Here is a 16,209-nt window from a genome sequence, read left to right as displayed (position 1 = left end):
TTTGGTGGACAAAAAATAAAAAGATTATGCGACCGCGCTTTACGCTTCAATCTTTTGCGAATGCAAAAGGATTTCCGCTGCAATCGCTGGCGTGGGGTCTTATCTTCTTAAAGAAAGCCTATCATATGATTCATCTGGTGTAGGGAAAAATAATACCAAACTAGATACTGCACAGGATTCGTTTGCTCAGGAGAGTTTCTTTGGGAATAGTTAAATCTTTATTATATCAATGAGTTAGATAAATGTAACTTCACTTATAAATCGAAAGAATTGGAACTAAAGTATTGTATAGGATCTGCTTTAGGACTTGTCTCTTACGCTGCTAACACCTCGTGTGTTTGCCACGCTTTGAGGGACGGCTCCCTTCGTCTGTATGCCAATCGGGCATGCTCTCTGAAATGATTGCTCACCTTTGGTCGCATTCATTTCAGCCTCAGGGAACTGTTCAAGTCCCTCGGGATTGTATTGATTTGAATCTTATGATTGATTTTTAGGAAAGGTTGTTATGCGGGCGGAGGGACTTGAACCCCCACGCCTCTCGGCGCCAGAACCTAAATCTGGTGCGTCTGCCAATTTCGCCACGCCCGCATTGTGGTTGTATAAGCAGGTTTTTGTACTAGGGAAATCTGTCTAGTGAGATTTTGCGATTCACTTGCCTTTGTTTTGAATTTTTATTCTCATGTCAGAAACCAATAGGACAACTCCCATGAACATTCTGGAATTTATGCAAAATATCTCTACGCAAGTCTATTTGCGGGGAGATGTGATCTTTCGCGAAGGAGATCCCCATGATGGAAGTATGTATTGTGTCATGAGTGGAATGTTTGCCGTCACCAAACGACTGCCAGATGGAAGCCAAGAAATTATCAAAGGGATTGGGCCTGGAGAATTTTTTGGAGAACTTTCGCTTCTCACAAGAAGGCCAAGAGCCATGACCATCAGTGTGGTATCAACCAACGCAAGGGTAGGAATTTTACGAGATGACCAATTCGAAAAATTAGCCCGCATCAATACACATTTTTTATTCCAGCTCACAAAAAGTACAGTAGAGAAACTCCATAGAGCGGAAGCAAGACTCACAGAGCTCGACAAATTATTAGAAGAAATCAAAAAGGATGAAGAAAAATGAACGTAGACCACTTACGAAAGTACATTACGGAAGTGCGGATCGATCACTTCTCCGAAGGGACCAAGGTTTTTTCTGAAGGGGAAGACTGCAATGGAAAGATGTTTTTTGTTTTTGCCGGCAAACTCCAAGTTTTCAAACGAAAAGCAAGTGGGGAAAACCAATATATTCGTGATATCAATCCAGGTGAATTCTTTGGAGAAATGGCCTTGGTCTTTCCATCTCCCAGGGCTGCCACTGTAATCGCTTCCGCAGAAGATACCAAAGTCGGAACCATCACAAAAGATATCTTTTTAGCCATGGGAAAAGAAAGCCCTGGATTTCTTTCAGTCATTTTGCATAGCATCATCAGTCGCCTAACATCTGTAGAAGATTTGATTTCCGAAAGACAAGAAGAATTGCATATTCTGATTAATGGAATGCCTTCCCTACAGATGGAAAAGTCTACCACAGAATCTGTCATTACCAATGAGGACAAATCACAAGATCTGGACAGTCCTTAAGAAAAAGAACTAGGGGAGACACGAAACCTCCCTAGCTTTCTTTTTAAAAATAAGTTGACTAAATCCCTAAAATCGAATTTGATTTGCGGGTGACTTTGCGGTTCTTCAACTACCCCATCCCAGTTCTATTGGTGACTCTCGGCTTTTTTGCAGTCCCATTCCTTAATTTCTTCGCCATCGCAACCTTATATGATTTGGATCTAGAACATTTTAGTATGATCCTTTCGAGAATCCAACCTTGGCAGTATGTTTTGTCCGCCTTCAGTGCCATCATTGCTTATGGCCTCATCGCAAAAAAGAAATTTGGATACTATCTGTTCTTATGTTTTAGTTTCCTGATCCTCACTTATAATGTTTGGATGGTTCTTTCTGTCACACTTGGCAAAAAGATTTTTTTAGCAGGAATTCGCATCCACACATCGGACGTGATCTGGAATATGGTGATCACAACGGGATTACTCGGAATTGTATTTTATTTTTTGCGTAGAGAAATCGCGGCTCCGTACTTAAGTGGAAAACGCCGAGGGTGGAGGATCAAATATAGAGAAACACACCCTATTCCTTTTCACTGGACCAATTCTGATGGAGAACGAGAAGGTGACGGACAAACCATCAATATTTCTCGAAACGGAATCCTCATTCCCATTCCCAAACATCATTTTTTAAAAGTGGGAGATCCTATCAATCTGCTCTTAAAATTAGAAAAAGAAAATAGAGAACCTGTTTCCATTTCAGTACAAGCAAAAATTGTTCGCATCGACAAGGAAAATGATGGTTCAGAAATTGCGGGTGTTCAACTTTATTTTCCAATCAACCAAAGAGACGAAAAACAAATCTACGAAGCCTTTCTTGCGCGGGTCTTTGCTCCGAGGTATCCTGTTTCCAATCCTGTCAATTTTTCAAGTAAAGACAATCGAATCTGCCAAGGCACCCTTCTCAATGTTTCATTGGAAGGACTGTACATAGGCACTAGTTCGGTTTTAGAACAAGATCAAATTTGTAATGTCAAAATCCAAACAAGATCAGGTGAAATTTCTGTCGGTGGTGTGGTTCGTTGGTCCAACCCACAAGGCAAATATGGAAAACCAAGTGGATTCGGGATTCAAATTGATACCATCGAAAATAAAAACCTATTTCGCATTTGGATTTGGAAACAACGTTTTAAATTATTCCACAGTCGGTAAATCTTCCCAATACAAAGAATCGGCAAGCTCTGTATCTCCAGGGCTTGTCACTTTGATGTTGTGAAAATCAGTTTCGACAATCCCTACCTTACGGCTGCCCATCCAAGTACAAAGATCTGTCGGATGTTTTTTGAGATCAGGATCCAATCCTTCTGCCAATAGTTCTTGGAGCATAAACCCAGCAACGGACTGAGGAGTTTTTACGGAATATACTTCTTCCCTTTTTAAAGGTTCATCAGTATAGTTCCGATGGATTCGAACTCGGACCAAACTCTCTGTTGACTTGGCCACAATACTGGCTCCACCAAAAATTTTTGTTTGTTCCACTAATTGATACAGTTCGTTTTGTTTGAAATTGGGTCTTGCCACGTCATGGATGAAAAAAATATCCTTTGTATCATAGGATATGGATTGGAGTCCGCATAACGTAGACAGATGGCGACTTTCCCCACCAGGGACAATCCGATCATTCCCTTCCAATAAATCATCCAACTCTTTTTCTGTTTCTAGAATCCAATCGGGGTGAGAAACGACAGTGATGGATTTGATAAGTCCAAACTTTCGGAATCGTTTGACTGAATGCCTAAGGAGAGACTCTCCTCTTACTTTTAAAAACTGTTTGGGAACTTCCGTTCCCATCCGTGTTCCTGTCCCACCCGCAAGTAGGACAACATACAAATTGTTCATTCCACCACACGAATTTCGTTTCGAAAGATTTCCAAAACTGGCTCTTTTTTTCGAATCAGTTTTGCCTCTCCGTTTGTGCGAAGTAAAACCTCTGCCGTTTCAGGAAAACTATTGTAGTTCTTTGTCGACATTCCCGCACAGTAAGCACCAACAGCTTCCATCACAACATGGTCACCTACTTCGGCTTCTCCCATAAGTCTTGTCACGGGTTCTCCCCCTTCTTTTTGGGTAAAAACATCACCGGATTCACAACAATGACCCACAACTACATATTCCTGATTTGACTTAGGATCTCCCCCATCTTTTTTCACTGTGATAAGAGGGTGCCTTGCTCCATATAACGAAGGTCTGGTGTTTGAATCCATACCTGCATCGAGTTTCATAAAACGAAAACCTTTTGGACCTGTGTCCACTAAGTCATCCACGGTTGTAAGAAGAGCCCCACAAAGTGCCACTAGGTAAGTTCCCGGTTCGATTTCTAATATGAGTTTTCTTCCATGTTTAGCAGCAAATTCTTCAAATTGTGGTTTTACTGGGGCACCAATCTTTTGTAAGTCGGTGGATTTTTCATCTTCCATCCTCCCCACTTTGTAACCACCACCAAGGCTCACCACCGTGACCGTTGGGAAAGCCTCAGCATATTCCAAAGTATACTTGGCCACCGCCTTCCAAACTTCCGGGTCACTACCCGAACCAATATGAGTGTGGACTTTTTCCACTATGATTTTGTATTTTTCTACGATGGCTTTGACTTCTGGGAGTTTTTCATGCCAAATTCCAAAAGAAGAAGTGACTCCTCCTACATCGGTTTTTTTGGTATGGCCCGACCCAAGACCAGGATTGAAACGAATGGAAACTGATTTTCCAGGGAAAGTCTTTCCAAAGGCTTCGAGTTGGCGAAGGGAACAAGCATTGAACTTTACCCCTTTTCCAATGAGTTCTGCAAAAGCTTTGGGAAACTCTTGGGAGGTAAGCATGATGGATTCTGGTTTGAATCCAAAGTGGAGGGCTCGCACTACTTCATGTTCTGAGGAAGCATCAATTAGGATGCCTTTCTTTTTCATGATCTGAAGGATATTGGAATTGGGATTTGCCTTCATGGCATAACGGACTTGTAAGCCGAAAGCATTCGGGAATGCCAAGGCCTCGTCACATTTTTGTTCAATTTCTTTCTCGGAATAGACAAAGAGTGGCGTGCCGAATTCATTTGCTAAAGACCGTACTTGGTCTTCTTTCAAAAACTTTAGTTTTTCGATTGATGTCATAGGATTTAAGATAAACCTTTCAATAGGTTCCATTCCATAAAGTCAAAAAAGTAGAAAATGGCAGGAAAGATTACACATATTGAAGCACTCTCCCAAGTGAAAAAACATTTGGAACATGGAAACGCAACCCAACGTAGAATGGCTGCATTACTTTCGCGTCCCGATGTTGCCTCTTATGCCAACCTTGGTGCCGTGGCTCCCGATATCTTTTACTTCTATCATGTGTTACAACCCAAAAGAACAAAGAAGGCCGCTTTCTTCGGAGACCTTGCCCACCACCACCGAGTTGCCGAACTAGTATTAAGTTTTCTCGACCAAGTCCACGATACGGAAATGGGACTCTATAGAGATCGTTTTCTTGCGTTCACATTAGGGTATATCTGCCACTGCGTAGTCGACATCCAAACCCATCCTTATATTTTTTACATCTCCGGGGATTACTATAACAACGATAAGAAGATCTCTTACCAGGCACAAGTCAACCACATGAAAGTTGAGTTTGGTTTAGATACCCTTCTCATCAATCATCGTTGGGGAATGAGTGCAAGGGAATACGATTTCCCCCAATACATCGATATCCGCCACCGAACGGTAGGAATTAAAAACAAAATGGATCCTGTGCTTTGGAATTTTTGGTTACAATCCATCAAAGAAACCTTTCCCTTGGAGTTTGCTTCCTCCTATTTGGGTTCCGAAAAAAAAATCATTCCCGGTGATATCTTAAACGAATCCTATTTGGGATTTTACCGGTTTACCTCTACCTTAGATTCGAGAAGTACACTCATGCGCGGGCTTGTCAGTGTAGTGGATACGCTGACCTTTCATAAATACAATGCCAGTGTTCTCATGTTGCCAGCTCTAGAAAATATCAATCCCAAGATTATGAATGATGAAAAACGGGAATGGTTTTATCCAGCGGACCCGAAACGTAAGTTCAACGACTCTTTTATTGAACTTTTGAACCAAGCAAGCCAGGCTTGCAAAGAAATTTTAACGAGAGCCTACGAATATAGTTTTTCTCCGGAAAGCAGATCGAAAATTCTGGAATCTCTCGGTGGTTACAATTTGGATACCGGTCTCCGTTACCACGGAATCGACCATATGAAGGAATTTTCTCCACTCGTTTGATTTGGATTTAAAGTTAAGGGAAATGTATGAAACAAGAACCCGTTGGGCTCTTTGAAAAGTATTTTATCATTTGGTTTCGAATTGTTACAGAAAGGATTTGGACCGGAGACAAAAGATTAAGAAACACCGCCATAGCAATTTTTGCCTTTGGAGCCTTGAATGTTTTTTTACTCACAGGTTCCATTAAAGATTTTTTTAAACTAAAAGAAGCTGCTGTTTATGATATCCCTTCCACCTTATATGGATTAAATGACAAAGGGGAATACGAACCCATTGCCGAATATTATAAATTCTCAAGAATTCCTGTTCGATTAGAACAATTAAAACCAGAAGAGAATGCGCTTTCTGCAGACAATCGCCACAAGGTCATCCAATGTTTTTTATCAACTGAGGATAACTCTTTTTATTCACACAATGGAATTGATTTAAAAGGGATTGCTCGCGCTTTTGTTGTGAACATTATGGCGGGCCGAGTCAAAGAAGGTGCCTCCACCATCACCCAACAGGTGGCACGCCTTAAATTTTTATCGATAGAACGTTCCATCGCGAGAAAAGCTCGTGAAGCTTGGCTTGCCATTTTACTCGAACTGGTGTATCCGAAAGATAAAATTTTGGAAGTATACTTAAACGAAATTCCACTGGGACACGGAACCATTGGAGTCGGTGCAGCCTCTCGGTTTTACTTTCGAAAAGAAGTCCAAGATGTAACTTGGGGGGAAGCTGCCATTCTTGCCAGTCTTACCACAAGACCCACCCAGTTTAGTCCCATCGTCAATCCTGTATCCAGTTTAAACAAAGTGCGAGTTGTATTTCGTAAGTTAGTCGAAAATGGAAGGATGTCTGTTGCTGACGCAGAAAAAGAATATGCCGCACTCGACGAATATTATACCAATTTAAATCGTTCTCCGAATGATTCTGCTTTTTCTGACAGGTTAAACCGTTTTCCATATGTAACAGAATACATTCGCAAAAATTTAATCCGATCCATTGGTTCTGGCCGTTTGTACAATGGGGGACTTAAAATTTATTCCACCATCCAAATCCGCCACCAAGAAGAAGCAGAAAAAGCCCTTCTCCCTGCCCTGCAAAGACAAACTTTGGAATCCAACCAAAGAGCGTTTCGAAATATCGATGCCTTTGATGATTTGTATGGAAGTGGGTATTCTCTCATTGCTGATTTGTATGACCTTCCTGATTTTAAATTCCATATCTCCCGAACAGAACGTACGTTTTCTTCCGCTTACCAAGAAGACTTACGCGATGAATTTTATGCCTTAAACTTGTTAACTGGAGACGATTTTCTAGGTGATTTGATTGATAAAAACTACACTTCACAAACCACAAAAGACCATCTCCTTCCAGTAGAAGGATCACTCATTGCGATTCGTCCAGAAACAGGATATATTACTGCGTTAGTTGGTGGATCAGGATTTCGTTCTGACAACCAACAGATCCGTCCTTTCCAAGCCTTCCGCCAACCAGGTTCTGCATTCAAACCCATTCTTTATGCAGCAGCGATGGATTATTCTGGCAAAAACCCTGATCCAGAAAAAAATGTAACACCTGCTACTCTATTTGCAGATTCCCCGCTTCAATATTTGATGGAGGACGGCGATGAATGGGCCCCAGAGAACTACAGTAGCGAATACTCTGGTTTTATTTTACTCAGAAAAGCATTAGAACAATCCAAAAACTCTGTGGCGGTTCGAGTTTTAGAACAAGTGGGACTTTCCCACCTAATGGATAGTTTGCGAGGACTTTTACAATTACCTGGTCGCGACATCCCTTATAACTTCAGCGTTTCTCTTGGTTCCTTTGAACTCACTCCATATGAACTCACACGAGCCTATGCAGCCCTTGCCTCCGGTGGCAAAACAGTCAATCCTATCTCTGTTTTGTATGTTGAAGACAATTCAGGAAAAATCATCAAAGATTTTCGCAAAGACTTCGAAGATGAGGATCGCAAACAAATCATCTCGAAGGAAGCTGCCTTTCTCATCACTTCCATGATGCGAGACGTTGTGGAAGAAGGAACGGGTCGTGGGGTTTTGTCTTATGGACTAAACCGTAAAGCTTATGGAAAAACAGGGACTACCAATAACTTTCGAGATGCATGGTTTGTCGGTTACACCCCAGAACTTGTGACTTCTGTCTGGTTTGGGTATGATGTGGGAACCATTTCCCTCGGACGAGGGATGACTGGTGGGAAACTCGCCGCACCTGTTTGGGGTCGGTTTATGGCAAGAGCCCTTGATCGGGAACCCGCTGTCGACTTTCCTTGGCTTAGCGAGGTAAAAGTCACGAAAAAGACAGTTTGCCGGATGTCGGGAAAACTGCCTGGATCCCAATGCCATGACCTATTTGAAGAGTATTTCATCCCACAAACGGCTCCCAAGGACGTTTGTAATGACCACGGCTCATCTTGGAATGTAGTGGAATCAAGGCCGAACCTCCCTTCGACCCCAACCGCACAAACAGAAAAGAAAAAGTCGGAAAAAATAGAGAAACAACCTAGTTCATCCAAAGCGCCGAAACGAAAAAAATCAGTCTTTAGCGGGGATGAGGAAATCGACTACTAAAAAGGCTTGTCAAGAAGACCGAAAATTTTGATTCTCACAGAAGGGGAAAAGGAGCAGGAATGGCAATAGGTAAGGATTCCATCAATAGCGTTATCGGACCAGGGTCGATATTTGAAGGTAAGTTTTATATCGCAGGTTCACTTAGAATCGATGGAAAATTCGAAGGTGATATCAAAACAGAAGATGCACTTGTCATCGGAGAAACCGGTAAAGTTAAAACGAATATCAGCGCAAGAGAAGTCATTGTATCTGGTACCCTAATCGGAAACATCAAAGCCGAAAACGAAGTAAAACTCGAAGGTACAGGACGTATGTTAGGTGATATCACTGCTCCATACTTAGAACTTCAAAAAGGTGTAGTTGCAAAAGGAAATATTACAATCACCGGCGGCCAGAAAAAAGACGTTCGTAAGATTGTGGAAGAATCCTTTGGCGGTATCAAATCTTTAGACACTAAGGATTAACCAATCCCTATTAGCACATGCTACTTCGATCTCCAGAAAAGTCTACGATCGGTAAGCATGTGTTACGCTGGGGAAACATTAACGTCATCCAAGTTTCTCCTGGTAAGTATTTTTACAACCTCCAGTCACAATCCAGTGTTCTTCATGGAACGATCGATCTAAACCGGAAACGGTATCGAATCCTCCCACTACTCGCTTCTTCCTTTATCTTAGCATTCTTTTTATCAATCATTGTAGACAAACAAACTTATGAAGAAAGTTTAATGGAAAAAGAATTCCTTAGTATGTCCACTGAGGTAGAAGAGAACGATATCAAAGACAAAGAGGCAAAACTTGCCGATGCCAAATACTTACAAGAAACAGAAGATAAAAAAATGGCCATCCTTCGTTCGGCCGATTTGGATGCTCTGGCAGATAACAAAAACAAAAAACTAAAAGTTACTCAATACAAAGTCAAAAAGAACGAAACCCTTTCTGATATTGCACGTAGATTTAAAGTGTCAGCAGAATCCATTGCGGGAAGTTCGGGAATTAACCCAGAAGTATCAATCCTCCCTGGCCAAATCCTAAACATACCCAACAAACAAGGATTAGTTTATAAGTTAAAAAAAGGCGATACTCTTGCCAAAGTGGCCGACTACTACAAAGTTAAAATTGATGATATTTATTCTGAAAACCAATTAGATGATTATGATTTATTTAAATCAGGACAAAAGGTATTCCTTCCAGGAGCAGTGATTCCAGAAACAGGACCTGTTTGGAGAATTCCCGTTGTTTCCAAAGTCATTACTTCAGGTTGGGGAACTCGTTCCTACCCTCAATACAAATTCCATATGGCCCTCGACTTACGAGCTAATTATGAATCTGTGTATGCGGCAAGGAAAGGAAAGGTTACCTATTCTGGTTGGATGGGTGGGTATGGAAATGCGATCATCCTCACACATGATGATAATTACCAAACCTTATATGCTCATAACTCGAAACTCTTCGTAAAAGAAGGTGACTATGTGAGTGCTGGGAAAGTCATCTCTCGCTCCGGTTGCACAGGATATTGTTTTGGCCCCCACCTCCATTTCGAAGTCATCAAAGATGGAAAAAACGTAAACCCAACAAAAATCATCAAAGGATTTTCCTATAAATAAACTGGATTAAAGATCATGAATATAACCAAACAAAACAAAAAACATTCAACTTTCCTAATATTCCTTTCTTTCTTATTTTTAATAAACTTCCTTCTTTCCTGTTCCCCGAAAATCGGAGAACAAATCAACAAACGAATTGTTGATCCTTTTGATGAAACCAAAATTCTCAATGTTCATTTTGTCACCACACGTCGGGAAATGACAGTCAAAGACAATTGTGATGCCGCTAGTTTCGGATTCATCACCGATATCAACCCCCATTACGGAATTTGTTTGGTCAACATCCCATCCAAACATATCATTGGAGATATTTCTTTCGATAACGCCCAAGACAAAAACCAGTTCTTTCAGTTCAAAGGCCGTATCAATACCGATGATAAAGAATTTTTAAACAAAATCAAATCCTCGGCTTCTGAAGAAGTTTTGGTATTTGTGCACGGTTTCAATGTCAATTTTGATGAAGCAGTACTTCGCGCCGGACAAATTAAATACGATCTAAAGTTTCCAGGAGAAGTGGTTGTTTATTCTTGGCCCGCAGGAGCGGACGCAGGAATCCTCGGACAAGTGATGGTAAAATCAACTTACGATTTAAACTTTACAGAAGCCAAAATCAACAGGGAACCCTTTGCTAAGTTCTTAACCGATATCACAAGCCTTGGAAAAAAAATTCATTTAGTCGTTCATAGTATGGGCCACCAAGTGGTATTACCTTCCGTGGCATCGATCGCCAAACAAGGTAAAAGTAAATTTTTATCAGAACTCATTTTGAATGCTCCTGATTTTGACAAAAATGAATTTGAATCCATCCTTTCTGATTTAACCAAATCATCAGAAAGAATTACCCTTTATTGTTCTCCAGGGGACAATGCCCTTGTTGCTTCCCAAAAAGTAAATGGTGCCCCTCGTGCGGGAATGTGTTTTAAGTATTCAGGTGTGGATGTGATCAATGTCAATGAAGTGGATGATCCTGTTTTGGGTGTGGGCGGACTTGGTCATGGATATTATTCCTCAAGACCCATTCTCACCGACATCTATCAAGTGTTAATGGGTGTATCAGTAGAACGAAGACTTTTTATCCGAAAATCAGGTCCCAAAAATGGGGAGAACTTTGTCCTTAGAAAATAATTTAAGGAACAATCAGATCTTCCCCAGAGTTTAAGGCACGGTTTGTTTTTGGAATTATAACTTTCTCATCCATATTTTCTGTGTCTTTTTCGGTTTCTATCTTTGCCACAACTAGTTTGAATTTTATCTTTTTTGCAAGACCCAATTGGTCCTTTGACAATTGTACAAGCCTATCCCCACCAACAATTTTGGGATGATTTGTGCCTGGTAGTCCCGCAAAGACAACATGCCTAGCATGGGTGATTCCCGGTTTGGATTTAGGTGGTGCTAGTGGCTCCATAGGTATCCATCCAAGGCCTTCCACCCAAACCTCAACAAATTTATGATTGAATGTAATTTCCTTAGAGGACTCCGTAGGAAGATAGTTCCAAACTAACCTCGAAGGAATTCCCATACCGCGTAACAATGCCATGGTGACATAGGAATGTTCTGTGCAACCTCCATTATTTTTTTCTATCACTTTCGGTGCAGATTCAAAACTTCCTGACTGATAAGGGATGGAGGATACGTATTCTTGGGTTTTAGTTAAAATTTGTTTTAAGTTGGTCTCATTTTGAATAATTGATTTTCTTTTTTCCAAAACAACATCTGAATCCATCTTTAAAAACCAATCATCCATCAAAAAACTTTCCAACCCTTCTCCATTTTGAGTTTTGCCCAATGTTAATTTTGGATCCAAATTCCAATGGATTTTATAACGAGTGAGCAAAGCACTATAAACTTTTATCTCTTTTCTATCACCTGCTTTGAGTGGAGGGAGGGTAAGAACCAAGGACCTATTCCCATAATCATCGATTTCAGGGATGGATGCTACATCAAACTCTTCTTCGGATAATCTTTGTGAACTTATGTTTTGTTTTGGAAGGAGAATTTGGTATTTTGTTTCAGGAAGATCAGAGAGAGCCGTTAAAGAAAACTGGTATTCAATTTTGTTTTGGATGGGAGAAAATCGGTAAGCTCTAGAGCCATCTGCTACTTCGACAGGAGAATCCAAAGGCAAAATGGAATTTTCAAACACCATCCATTCACCATAAATCTTTGTGATTGGATCAAAGATGAGAAGATGATTTTCTGATAAAGTTACCAATTTAAAAAGAGCCCTATGATTGACTGGAAATTTCCATTCCTTAGAATTTGTAGGATCTTTTGGAGAAAAAACTTGAATGGTATTTCCCCAATAAGAAGAGATGAGTAGAATTTCTTTTTCACTTCGTTTGGACATTCTTTGCACAGAAGAAAAAGGAAGAGGAATTTTTGATTCCAACTCACCAGAATCCAATCCATACACTTCCAATTGGTCTGCCACCAATCTATAAATTTTGTTTTCTAAACAAACAATATCAACCCAAGACTTTCCATTGTTTGACCAAGGAAGTTTTCTCTTCACAACAAATGTTTTTGCATCTAAATCCCAGAGAGTCTTTGTGGTTTGGACTAAAATTCTCCCCGAACACTCTGCCCAACCTGTCACCTTCCCACCATCCCAATCTATTTTTTTAGATTCCCTTGAATCTAAATTCCAAACAAGGAGGGAGTACTGTTTGGTAACATCCTTTGTTTGGAGTAACAACCTACCCTCTGTATATAAAATGGATTCAAATAATTCAACGGATTCGGATTCGGGGAATGTTGGTTTTGTTTTCCAATTGTATTTCGAATGAAGTTCCGTCCAAAAAATAGGAACTTCCCTTTCAGGACTTGCGAATAAAGAAAAAAGGAAAGATAAGAAAACTAAAATCAAAAAAGTTTTTTTCATTCGATATTCCTTGCCTTTTTCAGAATGGTTCTTAGAATTTTTCTAGTATATGGATTCAAAAAGAAAAGGAAGTCTTTTTTACTTTGGAGAACGAATTCTCTTAGGAACTTCAGGCATCATCACAGAACCACATTCCCATTATGCAGTGTCTATTTTGGTTTCACTTGGTTCCACCTTTGGTTTGCATACAAAATCCAATGAAGTCATCAAATCCCAAGGGATCATCATTCCTCCCAATTATTATCATAAATTGGAAGCAGAAAATACAGAAATGCTCATCATCCAACTAGATCCCAAATCAGATGAATACAAAAGAATTTTCATGGAAGATCATCCCAAAACAATTGATGAGGCAACAAGGGCCAAAATTCAAACGATCGCAGAATCATTATTTAGTGACGATCTCACCTGTGACTCAGCGCGGACTGTGTATAACCAAATCCTTTCTTTACTTGGCTCAGAAACCATTTCCAAAAAATACGACAAACGCATTGAGATGGCAATCCAAAGGATCAAAGAAAAAATGCCAAATCCGGTTACCTTAGCCGAACTTTCGGAAATATCAGGAATTTCCACAGATAGGTTTATGCATTTATTTAAAGAAAATATGGGAATTCCACTCAGGCAGTATCTTTTGTGGCAACGACTCCATATTGCCGCAAAACTATTGCAAGGTGGTGAAAATCTTACCACTGCATCTCATGCGGCAGGATTCAGTGACCAGGCTCATTTATCCAGAACCTTCAAAAAGATGTTTGGAGTGAAACCTTCGTTATTTTTAGGAAGTCAGTCGTTAAGTAAGGTATGTTTTTGTGAAGATTAGAATAGGATCGCAAAAAAGAGTTTTAGAGAAACAAGTTCACTTTCATCTTTTTTGCAGATCCTGTTTTATATTTTAAAACCTAAGCAGGTTTATGCGAAAAGTCTTTCCAAACACCTTTTTGTTTTAGTTCTGCGTCGACTGCATTTTTTAAATCCATTCGGTATCCAAGTTCAAAAAACACGTCCGCTACAACGAACAGAGGAGCCGATACCAAAGCTTGGAACAAGTTATCAAAAAGGGCAGGCCTACTCTTTTCGAACACAAAGTGTCCGTAAAACTGAGCTCCCCAACCGATCACTTGTCCAAGGCCAAAAATTGTCCACGCTGTATTTGCCGGAAGTTGTAAAGTAATCCATTCGGAAGTGACATACAGTCCTCCAAAAATCAAAGTAGCAACAAAAGCAAACAAAACATCCAAAGTATAGTAGTAACCAAGCACAGCCAATGTAAACACTAGGGATGCCGACACGTGAAAACCATTGTATTCAAAAAGAGAAAAACGGCTTAACACGACAAACAAGGTGAAGGTGATTGTGGGAACACCAAGCACATGGATCCATACGTTGCGTTTTTCCTGATGGTAAGCAGAATAAAACGCCATTTCTTTTGCAAATCTCAAAGGAGACCTCCGGTGTAAAATCTTATCTTACCAGAATCGGACCCATCCGACTTGAACGAATCTGTCATGATTCTAAAAAATTAAGAATTTCTGCCGGAATCGAGAAGGAGTTTTCGGAGGGAGAAGTTACGTTTGAAATCAGAGGCAAATTCCTCAATGAGAATGGGAAACCGGTACGTCCAGTTGGAGTGGTCAGGAGTTCCCGGAAGGTTGATGCGATGGGTTTCCGGATTTTCTACAACACTAGGGACCCCCACTGCCAAATCCTGAAACAACTGGATGGAAAAAATACTACTTGTCTGGAATACAAATTCGAGAAGGCCGAGGAGTGCCGCGTCCCCTGTTTCCGGTCTTGGTTTTCCTAAACGATCGAAGAAAAATTGGAGTTTGGATTCCATATCTCCTTCTTTTTTCCACCACTCCATCACCAAACTAGTGTCATGTGTTGATAAAACAGAAATGGCATTTTCTCTATACAATTCTTCCGGGATAAACTCACCCGTTGTAAAGGACCTTGTCCAACGAACCACATCGATTCCAATCATTTGCCTTTCAAATAAAGAATCCCTAATGAAGGAAGGAACAGAACCCAAATCTTCTGCGCAAGGGATCATCGAAGAAAAGGATTCAAAAATTTCTAAAATCTTTTCTCCCGCCTCCCTCCAATGTTTTTCCTCTTCTGCAATATGAAGTTCCGACAACGGGTATAATTTTGCCTTAATCTCTTCTTCCAATTCCTGGTATCCGGGTTCTTTCCAAAAATCCCAATAAAAAATATAATGACCTGGAATGAATTCATGAATCAGGCCTAGATTTTCAAAATGTTTAGGATCTAATCCTTCTTTTAAAAATTCTTCGGTCGCTATTCCAAATTGAGGATGGAACCAACCATGAAGGGCCGTTTGATCTGCCTCCGGGATGGCCCAAATGCGATACATTCCAATCACATGGTCAATTCGGTAGAGATGAAAAAAATGTTCTAAATAGGACAAACGATCCTTCCACCAAGAATAGTTTGTTTTCTCCAATGTTTCCCAATTGAGAACTGGGAATCCCCAAGTTTGTCCAGTTTTCGAAAAATCATCTGGAGGAGCACCAGCTTGTAAATTCATAATAAAAAATTCAGGATGTTCCCACACATCACAAGAATTTCGGGAAGTTAGGATTGGCATATCACCCTTTAAATACACACCCACATCTTCATAATGGGTTTTTACTTCAGATAACTGATCATAGGCGATCTTTTGTAAATAAACCCAGAAGAGAGCCTCTTCTCTTTTCTCTGAGAATATATATTCTTTGGAATGGTTTGGATCTTGGAATTTTTTAGGCCATTCCCACCAACCTTTGCCTTCAAATTCCTCATACAATAATCGAAAAGCTGCATAGGAATAACACCAGGGATGTTTTTCTAAAAAGTAAGTAGCCTCATTCATGGCTTCTTTTTGATTTTCTGAATATAACTTACGAATGATTTCTAATTTTAAATTACGAATGCGAATGGGATGATTCTTTAAAAATTGGATCTCACGTTTGCGGGATTTTGTATGAATGCCTAGTTTGTATAAGGAGATATAAAGAGGATCAACAGCAAAAGCTGAGATGGCACTGTAAGGAGAGTATCCGAATCCAGTATCATTTAATGGTAATAATTGTATGATGCTAAAACCCACATCTTTTGCCCAATCGCAAAGTGGGTATAAACTATAAATGTCTCCACATTCAAAAGAATGTTCAGAAACAATTGAGGGCAGAGATACAAGTACCCCTGCCCTTCTTTTTTTTACATTTCGAAAAAATTCCAAGTC

The 16,209-nt window shown here is 40.2% G+C and carries 14 protein-coding genes and 1 tRNA gene; 9 read left to right on the top strand and 6 right to left on the bottom strand.

Annotated elements, in window-relative coordinates; translation table 11 throughout:
* Positions 1-506: 506 nt before the first annotated feature.
* Positions 507-588 (bottom strand) — tRNA-Leu (locus EHR01_RS02660).
* Between the two features lie 118 nt (positions 589-706).
* Here EHR01_RS02660 and EHR01_RS02655 point away from each other — a divergent pair.
* The 3 genes from EHR01_RS02655 (at position 707) to EHR01_RS02645 (ending at position 2,813) form a co-directional block, all read left to right on the top strand.
* Positions 707-1,129, top strand: coding sequence for a cyclic nucleotide-binding domain-containing protein (locus tag EHR01_RS02655; RefSeq protein ID WP_135693880.1), 423 nt, complete (start codon positions 707-709; stop codon positions 1,127-1,129).
* Positions 1,126-1,629, top strand: coding sequence for a Crp/Fnr family transcriptional regulator (locus EHR01_RS02650; protein WP_135693055.1), 504 nt, complete (start codon positions 1,126-1,128; stop codon positions 1,627-1,629). Before EHR01_RS02655 ends, EHR01_RS02650 begins: the two co-directional genes overlap by 4 nt.
* An 89-nt stretch (positions 1,630-1,718) precedes the next feature.
* Positions 1,719-2,813: a PilZ domain-containing protein gene (locus EHR01_RS02645; RefSeq protein ID WP_135693054.1), complete on the top strand. Its 1,095-nt coding sequence runs from the start codon at positions 1,719-1,721 to the stop codon at positions 2,811-2,813.
* Here EHR01_RS02645 and EHR01_RS02640 read toward each other — a convergent pair.
* Entirely contained in the window at positions 2,796-3,500 is a 705-nt protein-coding gene (locus EHR01_RS02640; protein ID WP_135693053.1) for an IspD/TarI family cytidylyltransferase, read from the bottom strand. The two genes, EHR01_RS02645 and EHR01_RS02640, sit on opposite strands and share 18 nt — an antisense overlap.
* Positions 3,497-4,765 carry a diaminopimelate decarboxylase gene (locus EHR01_RS02635; protein ID WP_135693052.1) on the bottom strand — a complete coding sequence of 423 codons (1,269 nt, stop codon included), beginning with the start codon at positions 4,763-4,765 and terminating at the stop codon, positions 3,497-3,499. The genes EHR01_RS02640 and EHR01_RS02635 overlap by 4 nt, the downstream gene beginning before the upstream one ends.
* 57 nt (positions 4,766-4,822) lie before the next feature.
* Between EHR01_RS02635 and EHR01_RS02630 the strand changes: the two genes are divergently transcribed.
* From EHR01_RS02630 to EHR01_RS02610, 5 genes are read left to right on the top strand one after another with little or no spacing between them, the layout of a single operon-like run.
* A complete protein-coding gene (locus tag EHR01_RS02630) occupies positions 4,823-5,893 on the top strand; it encodes a zinc dependent phospholipase C family protein (protein ID WP_135693051.1) in 1,071 nt (356 codons plus the stop codon).
* Positions 5,894-5,919: 26 nt separating this feature from the next.
* Complete coding sequence (locus EHR01_RS02625; protein WP_135693050.1) at positions 5,920-8,472, top strand: penicillin-binding protein 1A; 2,553 nt, start codon at positions 5,920-5,922, stop codon at positions 8,470-8,472.
* A gap of 59 nt (positions 8,473-8,531) precedes the next feature.
* Positions 8,532-8,936, top strand: a complete 405-nt coding sequence (locus tag EHR01_RS02620; RefSeq protein WP_002974102.1) for a bactofilin family protein — start codon at positions 8,532-8,534, stop codon at positions 8,934-8,936.
* A 17-nt stretch (positions 8,937-8,953) separates the two neighbouring features.
* The gene (locus EHR01_RS02615; protein WP_167482918.1) at positions 8,954-10,078 is read left to right on the top strand and encodes a M23 family metallopeptidase; all 1,125 of its coding nucleotides are present in this window, start codon (positions 8,954-8,956) and stop codon (positions 10,076-10,078) included.
* 15 nt (positions 10,079-10,093) lie between these two features.
* The gene (locus EHR01_RS02610; RefSeq protein ID WP_135693048.1) at positions 10,094-11,203 is read left to right on the top strand and encodes an alpha/beta hydrolase; all 1,110 of its coding nucleotides are present in this window, start codon (positions 10,094-10,096) and stop codon (positions 11,201-11,203) included.
* A 1-nt stretch (position 11,204) separates the two neighbouring features.
* On the opposite strand, the gene EHR01_RS02605 is transcribed toward EHR01_RS02610, so the two are convergent.
* Positions 11,205-12,959 (bottom strand): transglutaminase-like domain-containing protein, encoded by a 1,755-nt coding sequence (locus EHR01_RS02605; RefSeq protein ID WP_135693047.1) that lies wholly within the window; start codon positions 12,957-12,959, stop codon positions 11,205-11,207.
* 49 nt (positions 12,960-13,008) lie between these two features.
* Between EHR01_RS02605 and EHR01_RS02600 the strand changes: the two genes are divergently transcribed.
* Positions 13,009-13,782, top strand: a complete 774-nt coding sequence (locus tag EHR01_RS02600; RefSeq protein ID WP_135693046.1) for a helix-turn-helix transcriptional regulator — start codon at positions 13,009-13,011, stop codon at positions 13,780-13,782.
* Positions 13,783-13,861: 79 nt separating this feature from the next.
* Here the strand turns inward: EHR01_RS02600 and EHR01_RS02595 are convergent, their stop codons facing one another.
* Both EHR01_RS02595 and EHR01_RS02590 read right to left on the bottom strand, forming a co-directional pair.
* A complete protein-coding gene (locus tag EHR01_RS02595) occupies positions 13,862-14,401 on the bottom strand; it encodes an Mpo1 family 2-hydroxy fatty acid dioxygenase (RefSeq protein WP_135693045.1) in 540 nt (179 codons plus the stop codon).
* Between the two features lie 80 nt (positions 14,402-14,481).
* Positions 14,482-16,206, bottom strand: coding sequence for a 4-alpha-glucanotransferase (locus EHR01_RS02590; protein ID WP_135693044.1), 1,725 nt, complete (start codon positions 16,204-16,206; stop codon positions 14,482-14,484).
* Positions 16,207-16,209 lie beyond the last annotated feature (3 nt).

Origin of the sequence: Leptospira mtsangambouensis (assembly GCF_004770475.1) — a bacterium.
GTDB classification, from domain to species: Bacteria; Spirochaetota; Leptospiria; order Leptospirales; family Leptospiraceae; genus Leptospira_A; species Leptospira_A mtsangambouensis.
Note: the sequence above shows the minus strand (reverse complement) of the source record. Positions and strands in the feature narration are given on the sequence as shown.